Source organism: Dolichospermum sp. FACHB-1250, from assembly GCF_014696335.1.
Taxonomy (GTDB): domain Bacteria; phylum Cyanobacteriota; class Cyanobacteriia; order Cyanobacteriales; family Nostocaceae; genus Dolichospermum; species Dolichospermum planctonicum.
Genome location: NZ_JACJPZ010000018.1, coordinates 1 through 16,207, shown reverse-complemented (window position 1 = coordinate 16,207; position 16,207 = coordinate 1). Strand labels below are relative to the sequence as shown.

Genomic DNA, 16,207 nt, shown 5'->3' with positions numbered 1-16,207 from the left:
CAGTTAATTAATTAAACTACAATAAGACCAATAGGACTTACGCAAGTGTCACAATAAATTATATGATCATCTCATTTGTTTGTAGTCAGAGCTTTAGCCCTGATGAATGTTACCATAGTTTATAGAAGATAGAACTAAAGTCTTAACTTCGATTTGATCTGTGATGCCAGTTGCGTCCTGTACAATTTTCTAGCATCCCTACCTCGGTCTGTGTCAGGGTTGGAGTTGTGGATTTTATAAGTAATCAAGCGAAAATGATATTATCAGCGAGGAACTTATTTATTTAATTAACCATGACCAATGACAGAACCACTAATTGAATTAAGGGGTATTTCTAAATCCTTCGGTAAGAACAAAGTTTTAGATGATGTTGATCTGAAAATATACCGAGGCCAAGCATTAGGGATTATTGGACCATCGGGAACTGGTAAGTCAACAATTTTACGGGTAATAGCAGGTTTATTAAAACCCGATGCGGGAGAAATTTATATTCAAGGAGTACGAAGGAATGGTTTAATAGAAGATGCTGCTGATCCTGTGGGGATTGGGATGGTATTTCAACAAGCCGCCTTATTTGACTCCTTGACAGTCGAAGAAAATATCGGCTTTTTACTTTATCAAAATTCTAAGTTAAAGCGATCGCAAATTCGTGAACTAGTCCGAGAAAAATTAGAACTGGTGGGTTTAGCAGATATTAGTCATCTCTACCCCTCAGAACTTTCTGGAGGAATGCGAAAAAGGGTAAGCTTTGCGAGAGCAATTATGTCTAATCCTCAACGTCCTACAGATAATCCAGAGGTTTTATTATACGATGAACCTACCGCTGGACTCGACCCCATAGCCTCAACTGTAATTGAGGATCTCATCCGCAGTTTACAGCATACCCAGGGAGTTTGTAGTACATACTCCATTGTTACTCACCAAGATAGTACCATTCGCCGTACCTCTGACCAAATAGTATTTCTTTATCAGGGGAAAGTACAATGGCAAGGTACAGTAGCTGCCTTAGATCATACAGAAAATCCTTTGATTAGACAATTTATGAGTGGGAGCGTACATGGACCGATTCAAGTCACGGGTTAAGTACCAAGTCAAAGAAAATTACCAAGCTTACTTTTTTTGGTGGAGGAATAAATGCGAGGTCTAATGAGCGGTTTTACGTCTACACGCATGATCAGGGAAGGTTCTGTAGGATTGTTACTCTTACTAGGGTTAGGTGCATTTGGGGTAATTTTACTATGGTTGAATAGGCTCACCCCCGGACAAACATCTTATCAAGCAATTGTCGAATTTGCTAACGCCGGCGGAATGCAAAAAGGTTCACCTGTGCGTTTTCGTGGTGTAAAAGTAGGGACTATTACCAGTGTTAAAGCTGGAGCAAATGCTGTTGATGTCGAAATTCAAATTAATTCACCTGATTTAAAGATTCCCAGTAATTCCCTAATTGAAGCCAATCAAAGTGGATTAATTAGCGAAAATATTATTGATATTACACCAAAGGGCGATTTACCTAGAAATATTACCGCTAAACCCCTAGATAAAGACTGTAATCCCAGTTTGATTGTTTGTAATGGTTCTCGCTTAAAAGGTGTAATTGGTATCAGTGTTGATGAAATGATACGGAACTCTTCTGACTTTGCGGCTCAGTATAGTAGCGACAAATTCTATAATAATGTTAACCGCACTTTGGAAACTTCCGCCAATGCTGCGGCCAATATCGCAGCTTTGACTAAGGATTTGCAAAGTTTGAGCAAAAGCGTTCGCGGGCAATTAACTGTATTCTCTGATACTGCAACAACATTGAAAACCTCCACAAACCAACTAACTGCAACTACAATCACAACAGCGGATCAATTAAGAACCACAGCAAAGGATTTTAGTGAAACATCTAAACAGGCAAATCGTTTACTTAATAACTTAGATAGTCTTGTCACTACCAATCGTTCTTCTCTAGTTGGAACTTTGAATAGTATGACAGAAACCAGTAACCAACTTCGTCAGACAGTGATGAGTTTATCACCAACGATTAATCGCTTAACCCAAGGAGAATTACTGAAAAACTTAGAAACACTCTCAGCAAATGCAGCGGAAGCTTCCGCGAATTTAAAAGATGCTTCTAAAACCCTGAATGATCCAAAAAACATTGTCTTATTACAACAAACTTTAGATGCAGCTAGGGTAACATTTGAAAATACTCAAAAAATTACATCTGATTTAGACGAATTAACGGGTGATCCTAAGTTCCGCCAAAATTTACTACAATTAGTGAATGGTTTAAGTAAATTAGTTTCTTCTAGTAAAGATGTACAAGAACAGACAAAAGTAGCTGTAACTTTAGACTCTCTTAAAACCGCTACTAACCCCCCAAAGGTAGTAATTACCGCACCTGTTCCCGAAAAACAAGTATTGGTAATCAGTCCCGAACTGGAAACACCAAAGAAAGTAGAGACAATTCCCCAACCAGTCCCACAAACACCCAATTCATCTTCAGAAGAACTGCTTGAGCAACTGCGAGATGATCGAGAGCAGGGAAAAATAACAACTGACAATTGACCACCCACTAATTCCAGTCCTCCTCCTCCTTTTTGCCACGACTTTTGTAAATTCCGCCTGTATGATGAATTTGACGGGTTTTTATAAATAATTCATCCTCCGTCAACCCCCAACGTTGTAAAACCTGATCTAAGTCATTTTGGATGTCTCGCGCACCGGGAAAACCTTGATAGCGGATTTTTAGTCTCGCTAATTCTGATAAATTGTAGTCGCTTGCGTCTTGAGCAAGTAGAATATCAATAAGGGGGCGATCGCGGTTGTAGAGTGGATGTTGTTGATCATTACTATCGGGCTTTTGTGTCATAATCAATACTAGTACAAAGTTGACAACAAATCAACAACTCAAGAGCGAAAAATCTCGATCATTGCTAATTATCTATTATTATCTAAATAATGACGGCAACTACCCCTTGTCACTTACGGATCTCACTATTGGCATTGAGCTTTAAATAAAGATACATTATCTTTAAGAAAATACAAAAAACTTTAGATAAGGGTGAACTTAATCTCACCCAAAATCCAAGCAGCACGAGGGAAAGAACCCGCTATGTTTGAACACTTCACTTCCGAAGCAATTCGGGTAATCATGTTAGCTCAGGAAGAAGCACGACGACTGGGACACAACTTTGTAGGAACAGAACAAATTCTCCTGGGTTTAATGGGAGAAGGAACAGGTGTTGCTGCGAAAGTGCTGGCTGAGTTGGGTGTCACTCTGAAAGAAGCACGTCGGGAAGTAGAAAAAATAATTGGCCGGGGTTCTGGGTTTGTCCCACCGGAAATTCCTTTTACCCCCAAAGTTAAAAGCCTGTTTGAGCAATCTTTCCGAGAAGCTCACGGTCTTGGACATAATTACATAAACACTGAACACTTATTATTAGGTTTAACGGAGGCCGGTGAAGGAGTCGCGGCCAAAGTATTGCAAAATCTAGGAGTAGATTTACCTGTTATCCGTGCGGCTGTAATGAAGCGTCTGGGTGAAGATACAGCGGTTGTCACGGGTGGGAGAAGTAATTCCCAGCGCAATCAAAATCTATCCATAGAGGAGTTCGGTAGAAATCTCACTAAATTAGCTCAGGAGGGCAGATTAGACCCGGTAGTCGGTCGTCAACGAGAAATTGAAAGAACGGTGCAAATTCTCGGTCGCAGAACCAAAAATAACCCGGTTTTGATTGGGGAACCTGGGGTGGGAAAAACAGCAATTGCTGAAGGTTTGGCTCAACGGATTATTAATCAAGATGTTCCCGAAATTTTGCTCAATAAGCAGGTCATTAGCCTGGATATGGGTTCTGTAGTCGCAGGAACTCGTTTCCGGGGTGACTTTGAGGAACGCTTGAAAAAAATCATGGAGGAAGTTCGTACCGCAGGTAACATCATCTTAGTTATTGATGAAATTCATACCTTGGTGGGTGCGGGTGGTACGGAAGGCGGTTTAGATGCGGCTAATATACTTAAACCAGCTTTAGCACGGGGTGAACTTCAGTGTATTGGTGCTACTACTTTGGATGAATATCGTCAACATATTGAACGTGATGCAGCATTAGAAAGACGTTTTCAGCCCATTTTGGTAGGTGAACCATCCGTAACAGAAACTATTGATATTCTCTACGGTTTACGCGGTGCTTATGAACAGCATCATAAAGTCCATATTGCTGATGAAGCGATAGTAGCAGCCGCTGAATTAGCAGACCGTTATATCAGCGATCGCTTTCTACCAGACAAAGCCATCGACTTGATTGATGAAGCGGGTTCTCGGGTGCGGTTACGTCACTCCCGCATTACCAATAACAAAGAACTCAAACGGGAATTAACCACCGCCACTAAAGCCAAATCTGAAGCTATCAGAGTCCAGGATTTTACTAAAGCTGGTAAATTACGTCAACAAGAATTATCAATTCAAGCCAGACTTGATTTAGAGGAAAACCAGGAAAGCGTTGACGCTCCCATTGTCAATGAAGAAGATATTGCTCAAATTGTCGCTGCTTGGACAGGTGTTCCCGTTAACAAACTGACTGAATCCGAATCTGAATTATTATTACATCTCGAAGACACTTTACACAAACGGCTAATTGGACAAGAACAAGCAGTTAGCTCCGTTTCTCGCGCTATTCGTCGCGCTCGTGTGGGCTTAAAAAGTCCTAATCGTCCTATTGCCAGCTTTATCTTTTCTGGTCCAACCGGTGTAGGTAAAACTGAATTAGCTAAAGCATTAGCCGCTTACTTCTTCGGCTCAGAAGAATCAATGGTGCGTTTAGATATGTCCGAATACATGGAAAGCCACAACGTTTCCAAGTTGATTGGTTCACCTCCAGGTTATGTAGGATACAATGAAGGCGGACAACTAACGGAAGCTGTGCGGCGCAAACCCTATACAGTGTTGCTATTCGACGAAATCGAAAAAGCGCATCCCGATGTATTTAATATGCTGCTGCAAATCTTAGATGACGGTCATCTTACGGATGCGAAAGGCCGGAAAGTGGACTTCAAGAATACATTAATTATCTTGACTTCTAATATTGGTTCTAAGGTAATCGAAAAAGGTGGTAGTAGCTTGGGATTTGAGTTTGATAACCACGCAGAAGCTAGTTATCATCGGATTCGTAACTTAGTCAACGAAGAACTTAAAGCTTATTTCCGTCCAGAATTTCTCAACCGTGTTGATGATATTATCGTCTTCACTCAACTTAACAAAGATGAAGTCAAGCAAATTGCTGAAATTATGCTGGATGATGTTGCTAGTCGCTTAAAAGATAAGGATATCACCTTAGAAGTGACAGCAGCTTTCCAAGATAAAGTTGTACAAGAAGGCTATGATCCTAGTTATGGTGCTAGACCATTACGCCGCGCTATTGTGCGTTTGCTAGAAGATTCTCTGGTGGAAGCGATTTTATCTGGGGAAATAGCTCAGGGAGATAAGGCTATAGTTGATGTAGATGATGATGGTCAGGTAAAAGTCAGAAAATCCGAAACCCGTGAGTTGTTATTAACTAATGTTGGTTAATTCGGGATTTCTACAATATTGGTAATTTATTTGGTGGGTGACTTGATTGTTAACCCACCTTTTTTAATGGGTTTGAAACTGTAACTTCAATTCTAGCCAGATAATGTATAATTTGTCATCCAAATATATTTGTCATAACTAATTCCATCAGTATCATACTAGGCTATTATAATTTTTAGTTGGTTTTGATACAGCATTTTTATTTTCATTCATAGATAATAATTAAATAGTTAATTGATCTTAATTACCATCTGACACAAAATTAACAATTAGTCTTATTTTGGAGGCTATTTATAAAGTAAGTATTAAGTAAGGTATGTTACTGCTATACAATAATTGGGGAGTTTGGATGAAGAATTAGCCCAGACGGATAAGATGCGTTACTAGTCGCTAACACACCCTACTATTTAAGTTCTAATTTATAAGTTATCCCTGATAATTAATGACTAATTAGGTTTTGTGCTGATGTCAAATATTTACAATACCCAAGAGTTAATTCACATTTTAGCAGCCGAGCGCCAAGCTTGCTTAAAAGGTGAACGTTTAAAGTTAGAATTAACCGTTTCTGGTAATCCATTAATAGACCAATTTGTCAGAACCGAAGGACTACAAAGATTCGCAGCTTACCAAGATTTTAAAACCTCCATTCATCAATATCAACGAGAAAATCAAGTTTCTGGAATTATCTGGAAAGATATCACTATTAAGAACAAAAATCTCCACTATCCAGAAATTGATCCCGAATTAATTGCTTTAGAAAGTGATTTACCAATATTGAAACTTGCCAAAAATGCAATTTTAGAATTTTGGTATATTACAACAGCAGAAATGGATTTATATTTAGGTTTTAGTAATGGTAAACAACATCAAAAAATTGCCAAAATAGACGTAGAAAGAATTACCCAAAGAACAGAATGGGCTACTTTGTTAAAATGGGAAAACCCGAACTTTTTAGAAATTATCTTACAATTAGGTTGGGGACAACCCCAAGAAGCAGCTTATAAACGGGGAAGACCACTAGCGGGAAGTGAATTTATTCATGCAGTTAATCCAGGATGTTATCCTATTGGTTAATATGAGGATTCTCTAATGAACCGTAAAACCGTATCTCTCAAAATCAGTCTTGCTGTTTCTGGTTCACCATTCACGAAAAGAGAAATAGCTTCATCAAGTAAAGCGATCGCAAACTCAGAATCTCTTTGCACTCGTGCATTAACGGTTTCTTTAAAGTCTCTAGTTAGTGCCATAATAACTACCTCTTCTCTCTATTATCGTTGTCAGTTGCTTGCTCTTTGCTAATTTCTTTTAGCATTGATCAGCCGTTTGCTGTACACTTTCAGGGAGGGCATTATAATATTTCCAGAATCGTTCTGTTGTATAGTGCATCAGATTTCGCGGCTATGCCCTGCTTGAAACTCAGCGATCGCTTCTGCTGCTAATGCTTCCAACTTACCATCTGCAATATCACGTTCTATCTGCTCATCCCAAAGTTCATAATCTAGGTTTAAAAACCATTGTCTCAGTTTCTCAAAATCATGAGATGGAAGTGAGAGAATTGCAGTTTCAATTTGTTCTAGCTGTGACATAAATAGTTTTTACCTCTTTATTCTTGAGAAAATTATAGCTTTATTTTGTCCTAGAGTTCTGAATTGATTCAGTGATAGCATACAGCGCGACCTAGGAATCGCTTTATCCAGGGTGTTTTCTATATAGCGGAGTTTACGGCGGCATCTTGCCCGCTAAATATGTACCTCATAACACCGGGAAGTGCTGTATGTATGTTAGTCATCTGCGAGAAGTTATTGAAGCTATGGGAGGAGAATTGAAAATAACGGCAAAATTCCCTGATGTGGAAGTAACAATTACTAATTTTGAAGATTGGGCAATGGAGACTAATGAGTAGGGTAATCCTTCATCAAAGAATTTACTGCTGAACTTTTCATCAAGGTGTGGGGGTTGGTTGTGGTATTTCGGAAGTAGGAACACCCATATAAAAAAGTAGAAATACTAAAACAAATGCTGCAAATGCTCCTGTGGCTTTAACCTGGGTTTTTGTCTTCATAAAAGGTATTGAAGATTGTAAACCAAGATCACCAGAAACTAAATAACCGGCAATACCAGCAAATGCAGATGCTAAAAATCTCACAATAGCTAAAGCATTACCATTCATACTTCTAGGGTTGAGAATCAGGACGATAAAAGTTATTAATACTGCTAAAGCCATAGCCAAAGCAATACCCCGTTCAGCAGAAGAAATAGGTGGTTGTGGTGGTGGTGGTGTCATACCAGCGTCGGGTGTTTGTGATGATTCTATTCTCTCACGATTTTGGCGTTTTCGTCTTTCTGCTTCTGATTCAATACCATTTAGCAGTTCTAGCGCATTAAATGTTTCTGTTAGTCCTTCGGGAATGAAAGGTGAATTTTTATCTGCATAATCCAGTAAATTTTTATAACCTGCAAATATACCAGGATGTCCGGGAATTGGTACTTTTTCTTTCGCTTCTAAACCTTGAATAGTTTGATGAATACTATCGAACTGAGAACGAATCATTGCGAGTAAATCTCTGCGGGTGAAATCACTACCACTAATAAAAATAAAGATTTTGCGGTCTTCTTGATCACTTTTTACTAATGCTCGATTTTTATTGTATCTTAATACAATACCACTTCGCCACCAAGTTTTTTTATCTGCTAGATGGTGCATTCTCACAATCAAACGGGAAATAATGCTGCTAGGTAAAATATTATAATGATATTCAAAAGCCAGAACATTCTCCCATTCCCCAGTTGCAGGTTCTTCTTTTGGTAACAAGTCAGGAATGAGATATTTATCTTTATCATCCAAAGGAAAACAGAGTTCAAACCTCTCCATCATTTTGATAATAAATTCTGGCTTATCGTCGGGATATTTAGAATCATCTAAAATTCTTCTTAGTTCTTGAAGTGTCAACATACCACGAAATTCAGTCGTTAATAAATTGTCATTGAGAATTTTATAAACACCGTTTGTTACCCATTCTGGATTAAGCACCGGAACACCTTTTAAGCCGAAATCATCTCTAAAATTGAGAACAATACCCAATTGATGCAGCAATTCCATTAAAGTAGATTGTTTAAGTTTTTCATTAATTTTTTCATTCTGGCAAATACCCTCATATTCGTGGTAGAGAATATAGTCCTTTTCCATCTTTTCTAAATGGGTTTTTACCTGAAACCAACTTTTAGGTAAAGGGTCGTTAATGCCTTCTAAGTTAGCAAGTTCGCGTTTAATAATTGATAATAATTTTTCTATACCTGCTCCAGTTTGACAAGAAATAGGAACTATATCTTTAATATTTTTGTATTTTTTGTGTAAGCCAGTTTGATCAAGATCCAAAGGATGCTCATCAATTTTATTTCCAACTAAAATAATCGGGGAATCACCGCCAAAACTCTGAATAATTTTTAGCCAATATTCTAATCTATTTTGTTGTTCATCCTCACGGGCATTAATTACCAGCAGGTAAAGGCTACGTTTAGTGAGAAAAAATTGGTGGGTAGCGTGCATGATTTCCTGTCCACCAAAATCCCATATATTTAGTCGAATGGTTTGCTGATTAACTTCTAAACGCCAATTTTCAATATTGATGCCGTTGGTTTTGCTTTCGTTGGCATCGAATGTGTTGTTAATCAGTCGTTTAACTAGGGAAGTTTTACCCACAGTTCCTTGACCAACTAGCAATACCTTAGCTTCATTGAGAGGTTGTTGCTCCTCAGTTTGCAGAGAGAAATAGTAGGTGAGAATCTCTGACGGTTTACCTAAGCTATCCCAACTGCTCCCTAAAATTTCTGCGGGAATATTTAGCTGATTCCCACGTAAATCGAGTTTTTCAAGTTGAGATAATTGTTTAATGGCTTCTGGCAATCTTGTCAGTTGATTGTTTCTGAGGTTAAGCCCCTTCAGATTGGAGAGTTGGGCAATGGCTTCTGGCAATGTTGTCAGTTGATTGTTACTGAGGCCAAGCCCCGTCAGATTGGAGAGTTGGGCAATGGCTTCTGGCAATGTTGTCAGTTGATTGTAACTGAGGTCAAGCTCCCTCAGATTGGAGAGTTGGGCAATGGCTTCTGGCAATGTTGTCAGTTGATTGTTACTGAGGTCAAGCCCCGTCAGATTGGAGAGTTGGGCAATGGCTTCTGGCAATGTTGTCAGTTGATTGTTACTGAGGTAAAGCCCCGTCAGATTGGAGAGTTGGGCAATGGCTTCTGGCAATCTTGTCAGTTGATTGTTAATGAGGTAAAGCCCCGTCAGATTGGAGAGTTGGGCAATGGCTTCTGGCAATCTTGTCAGTTGATTGTTACTGAGGTCAAGCCCCGTCAGATTGGAGAGTTGGGCAATGGCTTCTGGCAATCTTGTCAGTTGATTGTCACTGAGGTAAAGCACCGTCAGATTGGAGAGTTGGGCAATGGCTTCTGGCAATGTTGTCAGTTGATTGTTACTGAGGTTTAATGTAGTTTCTTTGTTCCTAGCAGCTTTTTCGATGATTTGCAGCAGTTCTTGATCAGTCATGGCTAGTCACCAACTCAGAAGAAAAAAGACTAGTATGAATCATATAGCATTTCCTAGTCTAATGAACTACAAAATTATCTGTGTTTATCCGCGTCCATCTGCGTTTAATTATTTTCGGTTTAATATATAGTAATTAAATGACTCTTACGATCATCTCATCAACTAACCGACTCTTGCGCTTCCCGATACAATCTTTTAGCGATCCGAAATAATTCCTGGCCTGTGTGTAAATAACGTTCGTCATAGCTTAATGGGAAATAAGCTAACTCTTCAATTCCCTCCCCTATTTGACTCATACAGTAGTAAATGTGTGCTGCTGCTGCCGCAAAATTAACAGGATTTGGTAAAGAACGAAACCTGATTTGAGCGTCTTTTAAGTCTTCTCTACAGGATTCTAAATAATCTTGAAATTCGTCTAAAAGAACATCATCAAAGGGATCTGCGGCTAATTCCTCAATTTGTTCTTTTAAAGAATTGAGAATTGTTCCAAGTATCCGGTTTACCGGTTTATAAACTAGTTTTAACCATTCTTCAATGTTCTCATCAACATCTTTTCTAACTTTTCTAGTCGCTTTATAATGCTCTTGGGCAGATTCTGAGCGTTTTTGGCGAGTATAATGGGAATTTTTCTGACTATAGCGCAGTTCTTGATCATAATTAAGACGACTTTTGCTGTCACTTAAAACTTCATAAGCAGCATTAACCCGAATAATTCCTTCATTATCTGTTATTTCTTGATTAATATCAGGATGTAAAATCTTGACCAAGCGGCGATAGGCTTGTTTGATCTCCGCTTGGCTGGCATTATTACTGACTTTTAAGGTATCGTAATGGTTAAAATCGGACATGAATCCAATAGGTTGTTAATTGACATTAGTTACTGTTTTCTAGATCTTGGAATAAAGGTGTACTTAAGTATCTCTCACCGAAACTAGGCTGAATCATCACAATTAACCGCTCTCGATTTTCTGGACGTTGGCCTACACGAATGGCTGCACAAAGGGCCGCACCAGTGGAAATTCCCGATAATAATCCTTCTTCCCTTGCTAATTTACGACTATAGGCGATCGCCTCCTCATCAGTAACCGTAATCACCTCATCAATTAATTCTACTTTTAATACCTGAGGAATAAAACCCGCCCCAATCCCTTGAATTTTGTGAGGACCAGGTTTACCACCAGATAATATAGGGCTATTAGCTGGTTCTACCGCTACACTGGTAAAACTCGGCTTCCGTTTTTTAATGACTTCCGACACCCCAGTAATAGTACCACCAGTCCCCACTCCCGCCACAATTATATCTACCTGACCATCGGTATCTGACCAAATTTCCTCCGCCGTAGTTTCCCGGTGAATTTGGGCATTAGCCGGGTTACGAAATTGCTGTAACATATAAGAATAGGGTGTTCTATCCACTATCTCCTGGGCCCGACGAATCGCCCCACTCATCCCCGCAATTCCCGGCGTGAGTTCCAATTCTGCCCCATAAGCCCTTAACATTGCTCGCCGTTCCGCGCTCATAGTTTCCGGCATGGTTAAAATTAATTTATACCCCATAGCTGCCGCCGCCATCGCCAAAGCAATACCCGTATTTCCCGATGTTGGCTCTACTAAAATCGTCTTCCCCGGCGCGATTAATCCTTCTTTCTCCGCAGCATCAATCATACTTACCCCAATCCGGTCTTTTACTGATGCAGAGGGGTTCATACTTTCCAATTTCACCACAATTCTCGCCACACAACCCAACTCTTGGGGAATCCGGTTTAACTGTACTAAAGGTGTCCGTCCCACCAATTCCGTAATATTTTTGACAATAGCCATGATAAGTTTTTACGTCCTTAAATGTAGTACATGATATCCAACTGCTTTCGGGAATCTCGTTTTTCACAAAGATCCTGAAGTGAATAGTTTTGTAACACTGAATTTGCCGCTTGACGTGCTTCTTGCCAAATTTCCGTCACCACAGTATGATCTAAACTTGTGCGGTGAGAATCCTGATCACTTGTCTGCACATCTAAACCTTCCAAACATTCTAAAATATCAAAGATACTAATTTTCCGAGGTTCTCGCGCTAAGAAATAACCGCCCTTTGAACCCCGTTGACTTTTCACTATACCCCCACGCCGCAAACTTGCTAACAGTTGTTCTAAATAACGATCAGGTATCTTTTGTTGCATAGCGATTTGCCGAATTTGCATCGGTTCACCGTTTTCGTAATGAGTAGCCATTTCTAATAACGCCAAAATTGCGTATTCAGATTTACATGATAGTTCCACAAGCAGTAATCCAAGATGAAAGTTGAAGCATGAAGATGAACAAAATCCAACAGTTCCCCTCTTTTCCAGTATACTCCCGTTCTCCACTGGGGTTTTTATTGCCCGTAAAAAAAACCCCCGCCTCATGGCAGGGTAAAATAATTTGGGCGTAGACATATTGAGCTATGAAAATCAAAACTTTCATTTCTCAAACTCTTATTTTTCGCGTCTTTGCGCCTTAGCGTCAGACAAATTCATATTTTTGTTGACCAACGCCTAATTTTTCAAGTTATCAGCAGACTTTTAACAGTCTAGAAACTGAAAGTTGTTCTCAGCGTACCGATAAAAGCATCATTGCTATTAGTAGCCTGTCCCGGAGATGTTACCCAAATCACACCAGGAGTTACAGAAATATTGTCTGAAACCTGATACTTGTAAAAGCCTTCAACTTGGTATGGTGTCTGACTAGCACCTGCTCTGAGTGAGTAAGGTTGAGCGCCACCAAAAATCCCCAAGACGTTACCCTTCTTACCAAAATCAGGTAAAGCTAAACCCGCTCCATAACTCCAAGCTTCTCTACTAACACCAGCACCTTCGGGAATCACATCATGGTAGGAAACGAAACCACTTAGAGACAATTTCCGGCTAGGCTTGATAGCAGCAGAAACACCATAGGAGTTGCTAGAGCTAGAACCTGCTACAGTTGGAGTATTAGCTTGTGCAGTACCTACTAAAGCTTTACCACCATCAAGCGCTGAATCAAATAAGGTGCTACCTGCTTTTTGATAACCATGGACATAGGTAGCAGCCAACGCAACACGATTACCAACATTAAAGTTTAACTGACCTAAGGCCGCATAGTTACCATCAAACAAGCCATTACTAGGAGTAGGATCATTAGCATTGGAAGCTAAGTAACCTAATGTTAAGGAGCTTGGTTTTAAGGAACTATCACCTTTCCCAAAGGGTACACTCAACGCAATACCCGAACCACCACCAATGCGATAAATCGGATTTTCAGACGCAAAGGTGGTTAAAGCACCCTTACCACCATCTGTTTTATCAAAGAAGTAAGGATTATTAACAGCCGCATAATCGCTATGTTGTCCACCACTAGCCGCTAGATAAACCCTCGCTGGACCTACAGGAGCTTCATAAGTTAGCTTGTCAATTTTTACGCTGTTATTATTGGTGCTACCAACTTCAAAGATTTGCTTGCCGACTGCATTAGAACCAGGATTGATAGCAGCAGTTTTAGAACCACTAACAGGAGCATTTGCATTATCTCGGAAATCAAAGGCTGTAGCATTACCAGCGGACAACCGGGTTGTTAACATATCCCTACCGGTAAAGCTGGTTTCCAAGCCTAAACGCACTCTGTTTTGCAAAACTGCGCGGTTTGCTTTACCCGTCTCATTACCAAAAGTATCGGTAGAAGCAAAAATAGCTTCACCTTTTAATTTAGTGGTAGTGGAGAATTGATTTGCTTCTAATTCAGCAGTGCGTCCTTCTAAAGCGTCCACTCGACCGCGTAAAGTTGCTAGTTCGGCAGAAAACTCTTCTTGCAATCGCTGTAATGTTGCCAAATCCTGTTTGGTAACTAGATCAGCCGTTGCTGTGGCAATTAATTCATTTACACGATCCAAACATGAATTTAAACCAGCAGCAAATTCATAACGACTTAAAGAGCGATTACCGCGAAATGTCCCACTGGGATAACCAGCAATACAACCGTAGCGCTCAACCAAGGACTGTAAGGCTTGAAACGCCCAATCTGTAGGTTGTACGTCAGAAAACTGCGAAACTGATGTTACCTGAGACTGGGAATTATTGTTTTCGTTACTGAAGGGGTTGACTTTAGCTTGAGCTAAAAATTGGGCTGCTTTGGTTTCTTCCACCAATACTTCTGGCTTTTGAGAAACTTCTGTTGCAGAGGAAGTTTCTATTGATGATGTTTCCGTGGTGGTTGTGGTCGCAGCTATCGCTGTTGAAGATAATAACAACGCTGCTCCCAAAGCTGCTGGGCTAACCACCAGGGATTTCCACAAGATATTAGACATCTTTCCTTTTCTCCTCACACCTTACATGAATAAATGAAGTTATCTGTAGCTAATTGCTTAGAAATGGGACATCTTGTTGAAACCTGTGTATTGGGCATGGCTGCCAGTACCACAATTCTAGTTTTCAAAAGACTAATAATTGATTAACAAATCGTTAAATTTTCATGCAATTAACTTATACAAAAACTTATAATCATAGGATATGGTTATATTATAACTATTCCTAATGATTAAAATAAGAATTTATGATGAAGTGACTGTAAATTTTTCTAGTAAACTAGTGTAGTTACCTTGAAAAATCAAACTCGCACTTTTTACACTCACATCAAAGCATTCTTATCAACAAACCTCACTAAATAAGCTCTGGCACTAAAAACCGTAGATGAGTTTTTAAACGTACTTTTAATCATAAGTTTTCTACATCATCCCTGATTTTTCGTGATGATTGTTTTGTTTTATCTGTCGAAGCCTATATCTGTGGATGATGGTTTATTGTCTGCAAATGTTCCGCGACGATGTTAGAATCGGCCAATTAACATCTAATCACTGGTTGCTTAAAAATCACTATTTAGTTAAGTGAAAAAATTGCCTAACCTGACAAAAAAAATAAACGTTATTTCTTGTTTACTTCCGGCAAGAACTAAATTATTTTTATGCAAAGAAAAACTACCCAGAAAAACTATCCGCCCTGATTTAGATTAGAAAATCTAAGTCAGGGCGGTCTAGCGGGTCTTCAAGTTGCAACCAGACTGCCGGAAGGGACTCCGACCTTTAGCCTAGCTAGTTGAGCTTACTTAGTTCTCAAGAAAACTAAGGCTAACTTTTAGAGAACAGCCCCGGCGCACAGCCGGCTAACTGCAACTTGATGACCCATGGTTATACTACTTTCTATCATGGGCATCACCTCCTTATTGCCTAAACGGTCTTAGTCTCAAAAGGCAAAGCAAAAAGCTTTGGGTTTTTTACCTGAAATCACTATAACACAACTACAAAAATTTGCAATACTGAAAATTATATTGTAAAAATAATGTCATAAAAAAACCCTACCTCAAGGCAGGGTTAAGGAAAAACAATTAATTAAAGATGGATTTTATAAAGCGTTACCGCGAGGTAGCACTTCTTCAGGGAATACAAATTGTTCGTGGGGTTGATCTTGAGGAGCCATCCAAGCCCGGATACCCTCGTTCAACAAAATATTTTTGGTATAGAAAGTTTCAAACTCTGGGTCTTCTGCTGCCCGTAATTCTTGGGAAACGAAGTCATAAGCCCGCAAGTTTAATGCTAAACCCACAATACCAACAGCACTCATCCACAAGCCTGTAACTGGTACAAACAACATGAAGAAGTGTAACCAACGTTTGTTGGAGAAAGCAATCCCGAAAATCTGTGACCAGAAGCGGTTTGCTGTCACCATGGAGTAGGTTTCTTCAGCTTGGGTAGGATTAAAGGCGCGGAAGGTGTTTGAGCCTTCACCGTCTTCAAATAAGGTGTTTTCTACTGTTGCACCGTGAATGGCACAAAGTAAAGCTCCACCTAAGATACCTGCTACGCCCATCATGTGGAAGGGGTTGAGGGTCCAGTTGTGGAAACCTTGGAGAAATAGGAGGAAACGGAAGATTGCTGCTACTCCGAAGCTGGGGGCAAAGAACCAGCTAGATTGTCCTAAAGGATACATCAGGAACACGCTGACGAATACGGCGATAGGGCCGGAGAAAGCTAGGGCGTTATAGGGACGAAGACCTACGAGACGGGCAATTTCAAATTGACGTAACATGAAGCCAATGAGAGCAAAAGC

15 protein-coding genes are annotated in these 16,207 nt (G+C 39.8%); 5 read left to right on the top strand and 10 right to left on the bottom strand.

Annotation, left to right across the window (positions count from 1 at the left end; genetic code table 11):
• The first annotated feature begins 300 nt into the window (after window positions 1-300).
• Window positions 301-1,083 carry an ABC transporter ATP-binding protein gene (locus H6F39_RS08300; protein WP_137908455.1) on the top strand — a complete coding sequence of 261 codons (783 nt, stop codon included), beginning with the start codon at window positions 301-303 and terminating at the stop codon, window positions 1,081-1,083.
• Window positions 1,084-1,134: 51 nt separating this feature from the next.
• A complete protein-coding gene (locus H6F39_RS08295) occupies window positions 1,135-2,553 on the top strand; it encodes an MlaD family protein (protein ID WP_190396532.1) in 1,419 nt (472 codons plus the stop codon).
• A 7-nt stretch (window positions 2,554-2,560) separates the two neighbouring features.
• Here the strand turns inward: H6F39_RS08295 and H6F39_RS08290 are convergent, their stop codons facing one another.
• The gene (locus tag H6F39_RS08290) at window positions 2,561-2,857 is read right to left on the bottom strand and encodes a DUF3288 family protein (protein ID WP_190396531.1); all 297 of its coding nucleotides are present in this window, start codon (window positions 2,855-2,857) and stop codon (window positions 2,561-2,563) included.
• Between the two features lie 243 nt (window positions 2,858-3,100).
• On the opposite strand from H6F39_RS08290, the gene H6F39_RS08285 reads away from it, so the two are divergent.
• Window positions 3,101-5,551, top strand: a complete 2,451-nt coding sequence (locus tag H6F39_RS08285) for an ATP-dependent Clp protease ATP-binding subunit (RefSeq protein WP_190396551.1) — start codon at window positions 3,101-3,103, stop codon at window positions 5,549-5,551.
• Between the two features lie 465 nt (window positions 5,552-6,016).
• Window positions 6,017-6,625, top strand: a complete 609-nt coding sequence (locus H6F39_RS08280) for a hypothetical protein (RefSeq protein WP_190396530.1) — start codon at window positions 6,017-6,019, stop codon at window positions 6,623-6,625.
• Here the strand turns inward: H6F39_RS08280 and H6F39_RS08275 are convergent.
• Complete coding sequence (locus H6F39_RS08275; RefSeq protein WP_190396529.1) at window positions 6,622-6,798, bottom strand: addiction module antidote protein; 177 nt, start codon at window positions 6,796-6,798, stop codon at window positions 6,622-6,624. The genes H6F39_RS08280 and H6F39_RS08275 overlap by 4 nt on opposite strands.
• 138 nt (window positions 6,799-6,936) lie before the next feature.
• The gene (locus tag H6F39_RS08270) at window positions 6,937-7,137 is read right to left on the bottom strand and encodes a hypothetical protein (RefSeq protein WP_028082389.1); all 201 of its coding nucleotides are present in this window, start codon (window positions 7,135-7,137) and stop codon (window positions 6,937-6,939) included.
• Window positions 7,138-7,325: 188 nt separating this feature from the next.
• Between H6F39_RS08270 and H6F39_RS20975 the strand changes: the two genes are divergently transcribed.
• A complete protein-coding gene (locus H6F39_RS20975) occupies window positions 7,326-7,454 on the top strand; it encodes a hypothetical protein (RefSeq protein WP_255501570.1) in 129 nt (42 codons plus the stop codon).
• A 39-nt stretch (window positions 7,455-7,493) separates the two neighbouring features.
• Here the strand turns inward: H6F39_RS20975 and H6F39_RS08260 are convergent, their stop codons facing one another.
• The 7 genes from H6F39_RS08260 to H6F39_RS08230 all read right to left on the bottom strand — a co-directional run.
• Entirely contained in the window at window positions 7,494-10,097 is a 2,604-nt protein-coding gene (locus H6F39_RS08260) for a COR domain-containing protein (protein WP_190396528.1), read from the bottom strand.
• Window positions 10,098-10,255: 158 nt separating this feature from the next.
• On the bottom strand, window positions 10,256-10,945 hold the full coding sequence (locus tag H6F39_RS08255; protein WP_028082390.1) for a J domain-containing protein: 690 nt from the start codon (window positions 10,943-10,945) through the stop codon (window positions 10,256-10,258).
• A gap of 25 nt (window positions 10,946-10,970) precedes the next feature.
• Window positions 10,971-11,918: a cysteine synthase A gene (gene cysK / locus H6F39_RS08250; RefSeq protein ID WP_137908465.1), complete on the bottom strand. Its 948-nt coding sequence runs from the start codon at window positions 11,916-11,918 to the stop codon at window positions 10,971-10,973.
• A 17-nt stretch (window positions 11,919-11,935) separates the two neighbouring features.
• A complete protein-coding gene (locus H6F39_RS08245; RefSeq protein ID WP_168359254.1) occupies window positions 11,936-12,373 on the bottom strand; it encodes an Rrf2 family transcriptional regulator in 438 nt (145 codons plus the stop codon).
• Window positions 12,357-12,557, bottom strand: a complete 201-nt coding sequence (locus H6F39_RS08240) for a hypothetical protein (RefSeq protein ID WP_137908467.1) — start codon at window positions 12,555-12,557, stop codon at window positions 12,357-12,359. The genes H6F39_RS08245 and H6F39_RS08240 overlap by 17 nt, the downstream gene beginning before the upstream one ends.
• A gap of 106 nt (window positions 12,558-12,663) precedes the next feature.
• Window positions 12,664-14,412 (bottom strand): iron uptake porin, encoded by a 1,749-nt coding sequence (locus tag H6F39_RS08235; RefSeq protein WP_190396527.1) that lies wholly within the window; start codon window positions 14,410-14,412, stop codon window positions 12,664-12,666.
• Window positions 14,413-15,502: 1,090 nt separating this feature from the next.
• A partial coding sequence (locus H6F39_RS08230) for a photosystem II D2 protein (photosystem q(a) protein) (protein WP_190396526.1) occupies window positions 15,503-16,207 on the bottom strand: 705 nt, incomplete at its 5' end.